The sequence below is a fragment of the Pseudomonas sp. 2024-210 genome (genome assembly GCF_045062345.1).
GTDB lineage: Bacteria > Pseudomonadota > Gammaproteobacteria > Pseudomonadales > Pseudomonadaceae > Aquipseudomonas.
The window spans coordinates 411665-427387 of sequence record NZ_JBJGEJ010000003.1 but is presented as its reverse complement, the minus strand read 5'-3'; the positions used below and the strand labels follow the sequence as shown (position 1 = coordinate 427387).

Below are 15723 nucleotides of genomic sequence, written 5' to 3'. Positions count from 1 at the left end.
GGTCCTGTATGACAGAAAGATGACAAAGCAGTGACGCAAAAAATCCGCCGCCCAGTGGTGCGGGCAGCGGAGTGAAAAACTGTGGTGTTTCTGCAATAGCGCACAACCTTTAGCCGCTGCTGAAGGCTGCGAAGGGTTGCGCAGCGACCCTCATTTCTGAAGGCCCTGCGGCCCTTATCGCAGCCTGGCGGCAGCGGCTACAGCGTTTATGCGCCTTCTTTCAAACCCAAGTCAGCCAGCGCTTTGGCTGCGACTTTGGCTGGCAGCGGGATGTAACCGTCTTTCACGACCACTTCCTGACCTTGCTTGGAAAGCACCAGTTTGATGAACTCGGCTTCCAGCGGGTTCAACGGCTTGTTAGGCGCCTTGTTCACGTACACATAAAGGAAACGCGACAGCGGGTATTTGCCGTTCAGTGCGTTTTCTTCGGTGTCTTCGACGAACTCAGTGCTGCCCTTTTTAGCCAAAGGCACGGTCTTCACGCTGGCGGTTTTGTAACCGATGCCCGAGTAACCCACACCGTTCAGCGAGCTGCTGATCGACTGTACAACTGAAGCCGAGCCTGGTTGTTCGTTCACGTTAGGCTTGTAGTCGCCTTTGCACAGCGCTTCTTCCTTGAAGTAACCGTAGGTGCCGGACACCGAGTTACGACCAAACAATTGCACCGGCTTGTTGGCCAGGTCGCCGGTCACACCCAGGTCGCCCCAGGTTTTAACGTCGGCTTTGGCACCGCACAAACGAGTCGACGAGAAGATGGCATCAACCTGCTCCATCGTCAGGTGCTTGATCGGGTTGTCCTTGTGCACAAACACCGCCAAGGCATCGACGGCCACCGGGATAGCGGTAGGCTTATAGCCGTACTTCTGCTCGAAAGCCGCCAGCTCGTTGTCTTTCATCTTGCGGCTCATCGGGCCCAGGTTAGCGGTGCCTTCAGTGATGGCCGGAGGCGCGGTCGAGGAACCGGCAGCCTGAATCTGAATATTTACATTGGGATATTCTTTTTTGTAGGCCTCAGCCCACAGCGTCATCAAGTTCGCCAAGGTATCGGAACCAACGCTGGAGAGGTTACCCGACACACCGGTGGTCTTAACGTACGGCTGGATCGCCGGATCAACACCCGCGGCAACCGCATTTGCAGTTGCAACGCCTGCGGCGACAAAAGTCAGGGCCGCCATCACACGCTTCAGTTTCATGCCTTACTCCTAGCAAACGGGTTAGATGAATCGGGGCCAGTATCTGGAGGCCGTGTGACCACTCTATGAACCGATTGTGACAATTAGATGAAAGGCCATCATTCGTTGAAAAATGATGGCCTTTCGAGGGAGAGGGCAAGGCAGTGTGACGACAAGTCAGCGACCTTTCTTCCACAAGTACGCGCCCACCAGCAGCCCCATGGTGCAAATGATAGCGACGTAGTACGCCGGGCCCATCGGGCTTTCTTTCAATAACAGCGTCACTGCCATTGGCGTCAGGCCCCCAAAGATGGCGTAGGCCAAGTTATAGGAAAACGACAGGCCGCTAAAACGCACCACCGCTGGAAAGGCTTTAACCATGACATACGGTACGGCTCCGATGGTGCCAACAAATAAGCCGCTCAATGCGTACAGCGGGAACAGCCAATCCGGGTGTTGCAACAGGCTGTGATAGAACGTCCACGAGGTGATCAGCAATGCGGCACAGCCGATCACAAACACCCTGCCCGCCCCGAACCGATCAGCCAGAGCACCTGAAGCAATACAGCCCGCGCTCAAGAACACAATCGCCAAACTGTTCGCTTGCAGCGAGGTTGTCGCGGAAAACCCGTACACGGTTTGCAGAACGGTCGGGGTCATTAAAATGACCACGATAATTCCGGCTGACAGCAACCAGGTCAGAAGCATTGAAATAACAATGGCCCCACGGTGCTCACGCAGTACGGCTTTGAGCGGTACTTCTTCGGCCAGCGCCTTGCGCAGTTGCAGCTCGGCAAATACCGGCGTTTCGTGCAACCAACGGCGCAGGTAAACCGAAAACAGGCCGAATACCCCACCCATCAAGAAAGGGATTCGCCACGCGTAATCAGACACTTCAGCCGGGGTATAAATCGAATTGATCGCGGTCGCCATGAGCGAGCCCAGCAAAATGCCCGCTGTCAGCCCGCACGTCAGCGTGCCGCAGGCGTAGCCCACATGACGCGGGGGTACGTGCTCGGCCACGAACACCCAAGCCCCCGGCACTTCGCCACCAATGGCGGCGCCTTGAATAACGCGCATCAACAGCAACAGAATCGGAGCCCACATGCCAATCTGTTCATAGGTGGGCAGCAAGCCCATGATCAGCGTCGGCACCGCCATCATAAAGATGCTCAAGGTGAACATCTTTTTACGCCCCAGCAAATCGCCGAAGTGCGCCATGACAATGCCACCCAACGGCCTGGCAAGGTAGCCAGCGGCGAAAATGCCGAAGGTTTGCATCAGGCGCAGCCACTCGGGCATATCCGCCGGGAAAAACAATTTCCCGACCACGGTGGCGAAGAACACAAAAATAATGAAATCGTAAAACTCCAGCGCACCGCCCAAAGCAGACAGCGACAAGGTTTTGTAATCATTACGGGTTAACGGCCGCGATGGCGGCGCAGCACTGGAAGCTTCGGTGATCATGGGGTCAGGTATCTCTTATTAGGCTCGGCGCAAAGCTGCAACAGCACCGGCAGGGATTGGGCAGGCGTTGAAAGATAACAAATTGTTTGCAAATGCGTAGAGCTAGACGCATGACTCACTCAAAAAGCAAAATCAGAAGGTCGTCGGCCCGGCTATCCCCCGATATACTCGTTGACCGCACAAACATCCTGAAACACTAAGATTGCTGTGCTAAAGCGCCTGCTGGGTAACCTCCAGCCGATTTCGCAGAGTTTTCTTTCGCGCGGCTTATGAAGAACGTGACGAACGTAGTATGTTCGGGCTGAATCGTTTTTCTAAAGACGCTTATTCACCCGCACTACCTTAATGAATCACGGGTCAGAGGCCCTTCGGCATGTTAGAGCTCGAACAAGAAGATCCAATCCCGCAGGGCGATCTGGCCTTGCAAATCACTGCCCTACCCCGCGAGACCAACGGCTTTGGCGATATTTTCGGGGGTTGGCTGGTGTCTCAGATGGACCTTGCGGGCACCGCAATGGCCAGTAAAGTTGCCGGCGGCCGTGTAGCCACAGTCGCAATTGATCGTATGGCATTTCTGGTTCCTGTGGCCGTCGGTGCACAGCTGTCGTTTTACACGCAAGCATTGGAAATTGGCCGCAGCTCTATCCAGATGATGGTTGAAGTGTGGAGCGACGACCCGCTGTCCAGCGAGTGGCGCAAAGTGACCGAGGCCGTATTTGTATTCGTGGCGATTGATGGCAGCGGCCGGACGCGCGCGGTTCCCTCTCGCGGTTAAACCTCGTCGCTAAATGCTTGTCTACTGCCGCCCTTACTACTGAAATAGAGAGCCTGTCATGCATCATATTGAGTCAGTCACCCTGGACGAACTGGAGTGCTGGCACTTCCAGCATGGGCAGGCACAACTCTTGATCGCTAAACAAGGCGCTCAGGTGCTCAGCTATCAAGTGGGCGATGAGCCGCCGATTATCTGGCTCAACGAGAAAGCGCAGTACAAGCACGGCAAAGGTATCCGTACCGGCGTTCCGGTGTGCTGGCCATGGTTTGGCAATCTGGCACTCAACCCGGCCAGCGTTCAAGCCATGCGCGAGTCGGATGAACCCGCTTCGGCACACGGCCTGGTGCGCACCCGTGAGTGGGAATTGGTTGAGATTGATGATGCGGGAGAAGCACTGCATATCGAACTGAGACTGCCGAAGGTCGAAGGCGGCCTGCCCGGTTGGCCACACGATGTTGCACTGACGATGACTGTACGTCTGGACTCGCAACTGCATATCAGCCTCACCAGTCACAACCTAAGCCGCATCCCGGTCAGTATCAGCCAAGCGCTGCACAGCTACTTTGCGGTGAGCGATGTACGCCAGGTGAAGGTAGAAGGCGTCGACGGGCTGACCTATATCGAAACACTCGACGACTGGAAGCGTGTTGAGCAAACGGGCGACTTGACCTTCACAAGCGAGACCGATCGAATCTATCTCGACACACCTGAGCAGCTCAGCATCGTTGATCCCAAGTGGTCGCGCCGCATTGAATTGACCAGTCGTGGCTCACGCTCTGCCGTGATCTGGAACCCGTGGATCGACAAAACGGCCACGTTCAGCGATATGGCCGCGGATGGCTGGCAGCGCATGCTCTGTATCGAAACGGCCAATGTGATGGACGATGTGATAACGCTGGCGCCGGGGGCGAGTCATACGTTGGGCGTGAGCATTGGCAGTGGGCGCTTGCGGGGGTAGGTAAGACCTGCCCTCACCCTAGCCCTCTCCCAGAGGGAGAGGGGACTGACAGAGTCGATTTTGGATTCAAAGCCGTTCTGTCAGATTGCTATCAACTTTTAGCATCGCTCAATCGATTCCCTCTCCCTCTGGGAAAGGGCTCGGGTGAGGGTGTGACGGATCGCTTACAAATCCTCCTCAACCACAACCCGCACCTTGCTGGCGTCCAGCGCATAGGCTGCATCAGCCAAATCATTGCTCACACTCTCGACCTTTAACGTGCCCATGACCCACAGCGGCGTATAAATATCGTCCAGCTGCAAGCCTTTTGGATAACGCACCAGCACCAATTGATTAGGCGGTGGCGGTGGCACGTGAATGCATGCGCCAGGGTAAGGCACCAGGAAAAACAACGTACTGCGTCCCTTTGAGTCAGTTTCCAGCGGCACAGGACGTCTTGCCGTTCATGGCAGGCACCGTTTTAGTGGAATACATGACGGCTGGCAGGCCTTTGCTTTGCTTCATTCCGCCCTTTTCGGTAAACGTACCCATGGCCTCAGGCGAGTCATGGTCGATTTCGGGCATTTCTTCGAGGGCTTTTTGATCCGACTTGGGCATCAATTCCAGCCAGTCGGTTTCGGGCAGTTCTGCCGCGTGGACCAGGCCTGCGCCCAGTAAAAGAAGGATTACTACAAAACGTCGCATGACAGGCTCGATCAAGAAGGGCTGAAGACGGCGTGCAGTTTAGCCCCCTCCGGGCTTGGCGCAGAGAGGGCTAAACACGCGATCAGCTCTTTTTCGTAACCAGGCCGTAGATCACCAGCAAGACTACCGCACCAATCACCGCACCGATGAACCCGGCACCTTCGCCTGCGTGGTAAATACCCAACGCCTGACCACCATAGGTCGCCGCCAACGAGCCGCCGATACCCAACAGGATGGTCATGATCCAGCCCATGCTGTCGTCACCTGGTTTCAGGAAACGAGCCAGCAGGCCAACGATCAGGCCGATAAAAATGGTTCCGATGATGCCCATAGACGCGTCCTCTCATTTGATGGCGTAAGCCAAAGCCTAGTCAGCACTTTGGCATCACGCCATCTGAGAGCGGCGACAACCGAATGGTTCCCGCCGATTTACGATTCAAGCTTCGTCGATCAGCGCTTCAACCTGTTGGATCTGCGCTCGCAGCGTGGCCATGTCGACACAACGCAAGTTGGCATGACCCACCTTGCGACCTACTTTGAAAGCCTTGCCGTAGTGATGCAAATGGCAGTCAGCAATGGCAATGACCTTCTCTACCGGCGGTACAGTGCCGATAAAATTGAGCATGGCGCTTTCGCCCACCTTGGCGGTCGAGCCCAGCGGCAAGCCGGCAATGGCGCGCAAGTGGTTTTCGAACTGGCTGCACTCAGCGCCTTCGGTCGTCCAGTGGCCAGAGTTATGTACGCGCGGGGCAATTTCATTGGCCTTGAGGCCACCGTCGACTTCAAAGAACTCGAACGCCATCACACCGACATAATCCAGCTGCTCAAGCACACGGCTGGAGTAATCTTGCGCCAGTGCCTGCAACGGGTGGTCGGTGCTGGCCACGGACAACTTGAGAATGCCGCTGTCGTGAGTGTTGTGCACCAGCGGGTAAAACCGGGTTTCGCCATCACGGCCGCGGACGGCAATCAGCGACACTTCGCCGGTAAAAGGTACAAAGCCTTCCAGCAAACACGCCACGCTGCCCAACTCGGCAAACGTACCAACGACATCTTCAGTAGAACGAAGCACTTTTTGACCCTTGCCGTCATAACCCAAGGTGCGGGTTTTGAGGACGGCAGGCAGACCGATGCTGGCCACCGCGGCATCGAGATCTGCTTGGGACTGAATGTCGGCAAACGCCGGGGTCGGAATGCCCAGGTCTTTGAACATGCTTTTTTCGAACCAGCGGTCACGGGCAATACGCAGCGCATCGGCACTCGGATAAACCGGCACAAATTGCGACAGGAAGGCCACGGTCTCAGCCGGCACGCTTTCAAACTCAAACGTCACCAGATCCACTTCATCAGCCAATTGGCGCAAGTGATCAGGGTCGCTGTAATCCGCACGAAGGTGCTCACCCAGCGCTGCTGCGCAGGCGTCAGGCGCTGGATCAAGGAAAGCGAAGTTCATGCCCAGCGGAGTGCCCGCCAGAGCCAGCATGCGGCCCAATTGACCGCCACCGATTACACCGATTTTCATCGTCAAAAACCTCAGGCTACGCGTGGGTCTGGATTGTCCAGCACGGTGTCTGTCTGTTCAGCCCGGAATGTTTTCAACACGGCATGAAACTGAGGGTGCTTGGCGCCCAAAATACTGGCTGACAGCAGCGCGGCATTGATCGCGCCCGCTTTGCCAATGGCCAAGGTTGCAACTGGAATACCCGCTGGCATTTGCACGATCGACAGCAGCGAATCGACACCTGACAGCATGGCCGATTGCACCGGAACGCCGAGCACCGGCAGATGCGTTTTGGCGGCACACATGCCCGGCAAATGTGCCGCGCCACCGGCGCCGGCAATGATGACCTCAATTCCGCGGCCTTCGGCCTCGGCAGCATACTGAAACAGCAGATCCGGAGTGCGGTGGGCAGAGACCACTTTGACTTCGTAAGGGATGCCGAGTTTTTCCAGCATATCGGCGGTGTGGCTGAGGGTGGACCAATCGGACTTGGAGCCCATGATCACGCCTACTAATGCACTCATCGTCGCGCCTCTTCTCTTGGGCGCCCGCAGGCGCGTCAAAAAACAACAAGCCACGCGGGGAAACCGACGTGGCTTGTTATAGGAATTAAGGCCGGTCGTGCCGGCCGAAGGCCGCGCAGTATACCCGAAAGAAGTGCGTTAAAAGCACCTTTAACGACCATCTGTCTACACGCTGCTCAGCCTTTTAAAGGCCCGGCTTGACTGACCCAAAGGTCAAATCAAAATCGCGCAGCAGCAGGCATAAATCAAGTGGTACCTTTGGCAAATTGCAGCACTTGATTGAGTCAGCCGCTCGTCGTTTTATGGCGTCCGGAAATTTCATGGGAAGAATTTTATGACGGTTAATGAAACAGACGGGGCCGTCGCTCGTCACAGGTGTGAATTTCTATAAATCATCAATATGGGCACCTAGACACCGAGCTGCAAGCATTGAGCATTTAAATAATAATGTTCCAGATTTCAATTTGGATGATGTGTCAACTGTCATAAATATCAGTTGACACTATTCTTAATGTATAGAAATGTGTGGCATTGCTTTGCACAAGTGAACAATCCCCCCTCGAGAAATAATGGAGCATTTTATGCCTACGTTAGAGCCTCTCCAAAAGACAGTAATTGAGACCATATTCAATACGTCTGCAGAAGCAAATGACCCCGTTACCTCTACCAATATTGAAATTAAATTGAGGACTCCCATTCTTAATGGTTTGTTAGCTAGTTACTCAATATCCGAACTTTTAGAGGGGCTTGAAGGGGAGGGGGTGGCGCCAGGTGATGAAATAACTTTTCAGCAGTTCAATAGAGCCTATGAACAACTGAATTAAAATTATCTAATCTGAAACAGATGAAATGAAATCCTTTTGACCCGCTTTAATGCGGGTTTTTTAATACCCGAGAAACCTAAAGCCCCCCTACAACCGAAATTGATGCGCTCAACATCGCGTTTATTTAGTCTCATTAGCCTACTGAAACTGTAAATTCCGAGTGCTGCAAGGAATCAACTCTTACTTCGTAAGGGATGCCTGTGTTACAGCATATTGGAAGGCTTGGCTAAGGGTTGACCAATCAATCGCTCCCAATCATCACGCCTGACCTTCTTACAAACTGACGAACCGAGTCGAAATTTACGACCTGCCTGATCGTATTTTACACATCACAAAAAAAATCATATCAGCTCAACTCTTTGTGTAGCACCCACACATACGAGAACTCTGCATAGGATGCAGATGGCTCTCTTATACAAAGGGTATATAAAACCTTGTAACCATAACTAAACCCTCACATCAAAATAGATAGTTATACACAACCCCAGCCCAACCGCCTTTATAATTTATAACCTGACCCGACAATTGACTTCTGCACACTACAAATATATAGGCATATCAATGAATGATATTTTTGAGCATTTCCCCACAGCTGCGCACGCTTTGAATTTCCCGCCACACGTTGCCAAAGATTTGCTAACCCATTTGGAACCTCGCATTGCCAGCCTTATGAATGCTATGCCATGGCGTGGTATGAGCGCATTAAAAACACTGACGCAAGCTTTGCCGCCTCACCCCGAGCACCCAAGCTTGAAGGATTTCTTTCATTTACGAGACAACGTACACGTAGACGCCTTAAATAGCGTGAACCCCTCTACATTGAACGATATTTTCGAACATCTCATACGCTTTAACAAAATCCCGGAAGACTACCGTGAAGAATCCTTTTTCTATCGCATCGTTGCTCAAAAACCAGAACGGCTGGATGAGTTCGACCAGAAAAAAATAAAACGCACCCTAAGTGAGCTTCAAAGCATTCAATACTTGATTAATGACATCAGCGAATATTGGCAACCCACTCAGGACCAGAATCAAGTCAGCAAACAGGCTTATCTCTCACATCTGTTTGCCACGCAACTGCAATGTGCGGCCACCCTGAGTTTTAGTCAAAGAACCCTGTCGCTTGAGGGCCGTAAACTCATTGCTCAACTCTGCGCTCTGAACAAAAACAGCGCGCATCATATACACGACGTATTTATACAAAACTATGACATGAACGATCATATTCATATGGTTGGCGCATTTGTCATCAGTCAACATTCTGCCGCCTCCTCTACGCCTGATAACCCCTGCGTATTATTCGTTCCCGGCCAGCCATTGACAGAGTTTGAATCGCTCGACGCATTAAAAATGAACCTGGCCGGGCTGATCAATGAAAATGTTCAGCACACATTACTTGCCTGTACTCTAAACAGTCGGCGACAAGAAATAGAAGAGGAACTGGACGCTGAGTCCATTATTTTAGCGCCGATTACTTCTCACGCTGACTTTTACATTAATTTGATCGGAAGTCTTCTTGAAAAGCAAAAGCTGGACATCATCTATTCGATGGCATCCGTCTCACCAGAAATAACCCGTACCCCTTATTGGGCAGAACACATTACTCGTTCGGCTGCAGATTTAACGCCGATTCTAACATTTGCCACAACCCTCAGGCAGGAAGCGCTTGCCAATGTTAACAACACACGCCTAACCGCGCCTGACCAAGATGAAAATATACTACCTATTGAAACAATCTTACCGACCACCTCGTCTTCACCTGCCCCCATCAATATTAATATTTATGTTCATCCAGATCTCAGCGGAATTCATAATGAAACACTTGAATACAACTATTTAAGCTGGATAAAAACCGAACTAAACCATATAACCAAACGCGACATATCTCTGGTATTTTTTTACGATACAAACGAATCACCCTTCAACTATAAAAACGAGAAATCCGAAGTCAGTCTGGCCCTCTGGAAAGCGGCTATGTATAAGAAATTAAAACTTTCCGATCCTCTTAATCCTCTTAACCTGTATCTGTTATTAACCAAGGAAAAGATCAATTCACGCATATTAGGTACTGCATTTAACAAAGGCCAATTTAGCATTGCATCAATAAAACATAGCTCCACAGCCGCCCATGAGATAGGTCATATGCTCGGAGCCACTCATGAGGACGGAGGGATTATCTATAACGGATGGTGGCATGACTCGCCCATGGCTGGGGTCACCACCGATTTCTTCTCTTTTCTTCGTGGACACGCTCAACGATTCAGCGATAAAAATCGTGAAAATATCCGCCAGTACGTCAGCCAATTAACCTGACAATTAAATCCAGCACATCTAAGAAGAAAGACCTCTGACAAGGCCTTTCTTTTTTCAAACCGCAGATTGGGCTGACCCGCCCTCAAGTTTGCGCCATAACAACCGCACATTGGCCTTGCGCACCAAAGCACAGCGGTACAAGCGAATCTCCAGCGGTACATGCCATTGCGGCCCCCCACACACTACCAACTCACCTCGCGCCAGCTCAGCACGCACACTTAAATGCGGTACCCAGGCAATGCCCAGCCCTTCGAGCGCCATGCTTTTGAGGCTATCGGCCATGGCGGTTTCATAGATAGTGGTGAAGCGCAGGCTACGCTGGCGCAGCAACAAATTCACTGAGCGACCTAAAAAGGCGCCCGCGCTGTAGGCCAACAACGGCACACTCACATCGCCTTCCAAATCAAACAAAGGCTTGCCGTCCGCATCGGCCGCACAGATCGGGAGCATTTCGGTATTGCCCAAGTGCAAAGACGGAAATATTTCCGGGTCCATCTGTAACGCCGCATCCGGATCGTAGAATGCCAGCATCAAATCGCAGCCTCCTTCACGCAGCGCATGAACGGCGTCTCCGACGTTAGTCGCAACCAAACGCGTCGCAATGTTCAACCCGTCATTGCGCAACTGGGCAATCCACCGAGGGAAAAACCCCAACGCCAGGGAGTGCGCAGCGGCTACCTGAATCACTTCGCCCTGCCCTCCCTCGAGGTGATGAAGGTGACGCAGCACTTCGCCCAACTGTTCGACCACCGTGCGTGCCGTGACCAAAAACAACTGACCAGCCGCCGTCAGTTCAACCGGGGTGCGGGAACGATTCACCAAGGTCAGCCCCAGCGCCGCTTCAAGGCTGCGTATGCGTCGGCTGAACGCTGGCTGAGTGACAAAACGACGCTCTGCTGCCTGCGAAAAACTACGGGTGGCGGCCAGGGCACTGAAGTCCTCCAACCACTTACTTTCTAGATTCATTGAGTCCTCCCGGACACGCACCAAATTGGGTCACACGCTCGACGCTGCGTTCGCGTCACGTCTGCATTATGCCGTTTCTGCATAGGATAGTGTTTAAAGGCATTGGCCCTAAATAGACCGCAAGCCTAGGATTCGCAGCGTTCCGGCCTTGACCGGGTCCTTATCGAGATGATTTCTATCATGTCCTCCGCTGCATCTTTCCGTACCGAAAAAGACCTGCTTGGCGTACTCGAAGTACCCGCTCAAGCGTATTACGGCATCCAGACCCTGCGAGCGGTGAATAACTTCCGTCTCTCCGGCGTTCCGATTTCGCATTACCCTAAGCTGGTTGTGGGCCTGGCCATGGTCAAACAGGCCGCTGCTGACGCCAACCGTGAGTTGGGTCATCTGAGCGACGCCAAGCACGCCGCCATCAGCGAAGCCTGTGCCCGCCTGATCCGAGGCGATTTCCACGATGAGTTCGTGGTGGACATGATTCAAGGCGGCGCTGGCACTTCAACCAACATGAATGCCAACGAAGTCATCGCCAACATCGCGCTGGAGGCCATGGGCCATCAGAAGGGCGAATACCAATACCTGCACCCGAACAACGACGTCAACATGGCGCAGTCCACCAACGACGCCTACCCGACGGCCATTCGTCTGGGCCTGTTGTTGGGTCATGACGCTCTGCTGGCCAGCCTGGACAGCCTGATTCAAGCCTTCGCCGCTAAAGGTGTTGAGTTCAGCCACGTGCTGAAAATGGGTCGCACCCAGTTGCAAGACGCTGTACCTATGACCTTAGGTCAAGAGTTCCGCGCTTTCGCTACCACCTTGAGCGAAGACTTGGCTCGCCTGAAAACACTGGCACCCGAGCTGCTGACGGAAGTGAACCTGGGCGGTACGGCCATCGGTACTGGCATCAACGCCGACCCGCGCTACCAGCACCTGGCCGTGACTCGTCTGGCGACCATCAGCGGCCACCCGCTGGTGCCAGCAGCTGACTTGATCGAAGCCACCTCCGACATGGGCGCCTTTGTCCTGTTCTCCGGCATGCTCAAGCGCACTGCGGTCAAACTGTCGAAGATCTGCAACGACCTGCGCCTGCTGTCCAGCGGCCCACGCACTGGCATCAACGAAATCAACCTGCCAGCGCGTCAGCCTGGCAGCTCGATCATGCCCGGCAAGGTCAATCCGGTAATCCCGGAAGCTGTTAACCAAGTGGCATTCCAAATCATCGGTAACGACTTGGCCCTGACCATCGCAGCCGAAGGCGGTCAACTGCAACTGAACGTGATGGAGCCGCTGATCGCTTTCAAAATCTTCGACTCGATCCGCCTGCTGCAACGCGCCATGGACATGCTGCGCGAGCACTGCATCGTCGGCATCACTGCCAACGAAGCACGTTGCCGTGAGCTGGTTGAACACTCGATTGGTCTGGTGACGGCACTGAACCCGTACATCGGTTACGAAAACGCCACCCGCATCGCCCGTATCGCCCTCGAAAGCGGTCGCGGTGTGCTGGAACTGGTGCGCGAAGAAGGCTTGCTCGACGACGCCATGCTCGACGACATCCTGCGCCCGGAAAACATGATTGCTCCGCGTCTGGTGCCTCTAAAGGCCTGATGCTGTCACACGCTTTACGCTCACCAGGTCGAGGGACTAGACACCTCTCACCTTTTGAGGGCTTGCAGACATGTCTGCAGGCCCTTTTTTTTGCCCGCGATTTGACCTTGATGGCCCCCCTATCAACGAGCTAAGGCGTTAGGTTGAGGGCATTTCGGACGACTCGCAGATGAAAAAACCGTCACTTATGGAGACGATTCCTACTCTCCTAGGTATAGTGCCGCCCCTCTTCCTGTGCCCGGCCCCAGCACCAGCGGTCAACAACAGCACGGAAACAGCATCGTAAACCAAGCAGCAAGAAGGCCAGTATCCACTTGATTGCCTAGTTTTATGCCCTGTCTTGACGGGCGTAATGCGTGATCGTGATCCGGCCGTTTTGCCATCAGATAAAAACAGCGAGGAATAATCCATGCTTGAAGTCATCAATGACTTCCTCTCAGGGAAAGTGCTGATCGTGCTCATGGTCGGGCTCGGTGGCTACTTCACGATCCGCTCGCGTTTCGTACAGTTCCGTTACTTCCTGCACATGTTTTCGGTTTTCAAAGACAGCCTGCGCAGCAGCGCCGGCGAACTCAGCTCATTTCAAGCCTTGATGCTGAGCCTGGCGGGCCGTGTGGGTGCAGGCAATATTGCTGGCGTCGGCATTGCCGTCACACTCGGCGGCCCCGGTGCCGTGTTCTGGATGTGGGTGACCGCACTGGTCGGCATGTCCAGCAGCTTGATCGAGTGTTCGCTGGGCCAGTTGTACAAGCGCCGCGATGCTGAAGGCCAACTGCGTGGCGGCCCGTCCTTCTATATGAAGTATGGCTTGGGCAAAATCTGGATGGGCAAACTGATGGCCGTCCTGCTGCTCATCACATTCGGTTTCGCCTTCATGGGCCTGCAAGCTCACGCCGTCACCCACTCCCTGCAAGATGCCTTCGGTTTTAAAGTGAGCTACTCGGGCTTTGCCATCGCCGTCCTGTTGGGCCTTGTGTTTATTGGCGGGATCAAACGTATCGCTTCGGTCGCTGACCTGCTGGTGCCGGTCAAAACCCTGGCTTACATCGCCGTGACGTTGTACGTCATCGTGCTGCAATTCGATCACGTACCCGCCATGCTGGGCCATATCGTCAAAAGCGCCTTCGGCCTAGACCCGGTGTTTGGCGGCTTGATCGGCAGCGCCATTGTGATGGGTGTAAAACGCGGCGTGTTCGCCAACGAAGCCGGTTTGGGCAGCGCCCCGAACGTGGCCGCCGTGGCGGACGTTGAACATCCCATCGCACAAGGTGTGGTTCAAGCGTTCAGCGTATTCCTCGACACTTTCGTGATTTGCACCTGCACCGCGCTGCTGATTCTTCTTTCCGGCTTTTACACGCCGGGCTTTGAAGGGGACGGCATTGCCCTGACCCAAAACTCGCTGGCAGCCGTCGTGGGCGAATGGGGTCGTGTGTTTATCAGCGTAGCGCTGGCGTTGTTTGTGTTCACTTCGATGCTCTACAACTACTACTTGGGTGAGAACAACCTGCGCTTCCTGGTCGGTGAAAGCCGCAAGGCACTGATGGGTTACCGCGCGCTGGTGTTGGTGCTGATTTTTTGGGGTTCGATTGAAAACCTGCAAACCGTCTTTGCCTTCGCAGACATCGCCATGACCATGCTGGCTTTCGTCAACCTGGTCGCCTTGGCCATGCTGTTCAAGATCTGCATGCGCGTGCTCAAAGACTACGACGATCAACGACGTGCGGGTATCAAGACACCGGTGTTCGATTCCAGTAAATTCCCAGATCTGAATCTCGATCTGAAGGCCTGGCCGCCCCTCCCGGCCGCCAAGGCCGAAGAAATAAAACGCTGACACTCACGCGGCGATTCTTCACAGAATCGCCGCGTTTTTGCTTATGGAGACCCTGTTAATGACGCCAGCCCCTCATCCCAGCGCCCAACGCGTGATGGTGCTCTACACCGGTGGAACAATTGGCATGCAAGCCAGCGCTAACGGTCTGGCTCCCGCGTCCGGCTTCGAGGCGCGCATGGCTGAATACCTCGCCAGCCAACCCCACCTGCAAGTACCACAATGGCGCTTTTGCGAGATGGATCCGCTGATCGACAGTGCCAACATGACGCCTGCCTATTGGCTGCGTCTGCGCCAGGCAATTATCGACGCAATCGAACAAGATGACTGTGACTCGGTATTAGTCCTGCATGGGACCGACACGCTAGCCTACAGCGCTGCGGCAATGTGCTTTCAGCTGGTAGGTCTGCCTGCGCCGGTGCTGTTCACAGGCTCCATGCTGCCGGCAGGCGTACCCGACAGCGATGCCTGGGAAAACGTTAGCGGCGCCTTGAGCGCGCTGGCCCAAGGGCAACCCAATGGCGTTCAGCTTTACTTCCACGGCGCACTGCTGGCTCCAACGCGCTGTGCCAAAGTCCGCAGCTTCGGGCGCAACCCTTTTGTGGCGCTTAAGCGCAATGGCGGCGCGCCGAAAGCGGAGGCGTTACCAGGCGAGTTGATGTACCGCCAGCCCAAGCACGAAGCCAGTGTGGGCGTCTTACCGCTGGTACCCGGCATTGGCGCCGCACAGCTCGATGCGTTGCTCAACAGCGGGATAGAGGCGCTGGTATTGGAATGCTTCGGCAGCGGCACCGGCCCCAGTGATAACCCCGATTTTCTGGCCAGCCTGCAACGCGCGCAAGAAAACGGCATCCTAGTGGTCGCCATCACGCAATGCCACGAAGGCGGTGTTGAACTCGACGTGTACGAAGCCGGCAGCCGTTTGCGTGCGGCTGGCGTTCTGTCGGGTGGCGGCATGACCCGCGAAGCGGTGTTCGGCAAGCTGCATGCGTTGCTGGGTGCTGATCTGCCGCTGGCAGAAGTGCGTCAGTTGATAGAACTGGATGTGTGTGGGGAGCTGGCGTAAGTCAACGTTGCGCAACGGCACACAACTTGCTCGCTTCCTG

Annotated in this window: 13 protein-coding genes and 1 pseudogene; 7 read left to right on the top strand and 7 right to left on the bottom strand. The window is 54.4% G+C overall.

Annotation, left to right across the window (positions count from 1 at the left end):
* Positions 1-206: 206 nt before the first annotated feature.
* Together ACI7MX_RS06670 and ACI7MX_RS06665 are read right to left on the bottom strand one after the other, a co-directional pair.
* Positions 207-1193, bottom strand: a complete 987-nt coding sequence (locus tag ACI7MX_RS06670; RefSeq protein WP_094999526.1) for a phosphate ABC transporter substrate-binding protein PstS — start codon at positions 1191-1193, stop codon at positions 207-209.
* Positions 1194-1349: 156 nt separating this feature from the next.
* Positions 1350-2639 (bottom strand): MFS transporter, encoded by a 1290-nt coding sequence (locus tag ACI7MX_RS06665; protein WP_314492994.1) that lies wholly within the window; start codon positions 2637-2639, stop codon positions 1350-1352.
* A gap of 373 nt (positions 2640-3012) precedes the next feature.
* On the opposite strand from ACI7MX_RS06665, the gene ACI7MX_RS06660 reads away from it, so the two are divergent.
* Both ACI7MX_RS06660 and ACI7MX_RS06655 read left to right on the top strand, forming a co-directional pair.
* On the top strand, positions 3013-3414 hold the full coding sequence (locus ACI7MX_RS06660; RefSeq protein ID WP_314492991.1) for an acyl-CoA thioesterase: 402 nt from the start codon (positions 3013-3015) through the stop codon (positions 3412-3414).
* Positions 3415-3472: 58 nt separating this feature from the next.
* Positions 3473-4372: a D-hexose-6-phosphate mutarotase gene (locus ACI7MX_RS06655; protein ID WP_405583918.1), complete on the top strand. Its 900-nt coding sequence runs from the start codon at positions 3473-3475 to the stop codon at positions 4370-4372.
* A 164-nt stretch (positions 4373-4536) separates the two neighbouring features.
* Here ACI7MX_RS06655 and ACI7MX_RS06650 read toward each other — a convergent pair.
* From ACI7MX_RS06650 to purE, 4 genes and pseudogenes are all read right to left on the bottom strand, one after another.
* A pseudogene (locus ACI7MX_RS06650) lies at positions 4537-5056 on the bottom strand (DUF3299 domain-containing protein).
* A gap of 82 nt (positions 5057-5138) precedes the next feature.
* Positions 5139-5387: a GlsB/YeaQ/YmgE family stress response membrane protein gene (locus tag ACI7MX_RS06645; protein ID WP_314491425.1), complete on the bottom strand. Its 249-nt coding sequence runs from the start codon at positions 5385-5387 to the stop codon at positions 5139-5141.
* Positions 5388-5492: 105 nt separating this feature from the next.
* On the bottom strand, positions 5493-6578 hold the full coding sequence (locus tag ACI7MX_RS06640) for a 5-(carboxyamino)imidazole ribonucleotide synthase (protein WP_405583922.1): 1086 nt from the start codon (positions 6576-6578) through the stop codon (positions 5493-5495).
* An 11-nt stretch (positions 6579-6589) separates the two neighbouring features.
* Positions 6590-7081: a 5-(carboxyamino)imidazole ribonucleotide mutase gene (gene purE / locus ACI7MX_RS06635; RefSeq protein ID WP_122783549.1), complete on the bottom strand. Its 492-nt coding sequence runs from the start codon at positions 7079-7081 to the stop codon at positions 6590-6592.
* Positions 7082-7662: 581 nt separating this feature from the next.
* Between purE and ACI7MX_RS06630 the strand changes: the two genes are divergently transcribed.
* Together ACI7MX_RS06630 and ACI7MX_RS06625 are read left to right on the top strand one after the other, a co-directional pair.
* On the top strand, positions 7663-7905 hold the full coding sequence (locus ACI7MX_RS06630) for a hypothetical protein (RefSeq protein ID WP_405583926.1): 243 nt from the start codon (positions 7663-7665) through the stop codon (positions 7903-7905).
* Between the two features lie 561 nt (positions 7906-8466).
* On the top strand, positions 8467-10218 hold the full coding sequence (locus ACI7MX_RS06625) for a dermonecrotic toxin domain-containing protein (RefSeq protein WP_405583929.1): 1752 nt from the start codon (positions 8467-8469) through the stop codon (positions 10216-10218).
* A 54-nt stretch (positions 10219-10272) separates the two neighbouring features.
* Here the strand turns inward: ACI7MX_RS06625 and ACI7MX_RS06620 are convergent, their stop codons facing one another.
* A complete protein-coding gene (locus tag ACI7MX_RS06620; RefSeq protein ID WP_314491414.1) occupies positions 10273-11184 on the bottom strand; it encodes a LysR substrate-binding domain-containing protein in 912 nt (303 codons plus the stop codon).
* Between the two features lie 180 nt (positions 11185-11364).
* Here ACI7MX_RS06620 and aspA point away from each other — a divergent pair, with 180 nt between their 5' ends.
* The 3 genes from aspA (at position 11365) to ACI7MX_RS06605 (ending at position 15683) form a co-directional block, all read left to right on the top strand.
* Positions 11365-12789 (top strand): aspartate ammonia-lyase, encoded by a 1425-nt coding sequence (gene aspA, locus ACI7MX_RS06615; protein WP_405583933.1) that lies wholly within the window; start codon positions 11365-11367, stop codon positions 12787-12789.
* Positions 12790-13198: 409 nt separating this feature from the next.
* Positions 13199-14620, top strand: coding sequence for an alanine/glycine:cation symporter family protein (locus ACI7MX_RS06610; RefSeq protein ID WP_314491410.1), 1422 nt, complete (start codon positions 13199-13201; stop codon positions 14618-14620).
* Between the two features lie 58 nt (positions 14621-14678).
* On the top strand, positions 14679-15683 hold the full coding sequence (locus ACI7MX_RS06605; RefSeq protein WP_405583936.1) for an asparaginase: 1005 nt from the start codon (positions 14679-14681) through the stop codon (positions 15681-15683).
* Positions 15684-15723: the final 40 nt, after the last annotated feature.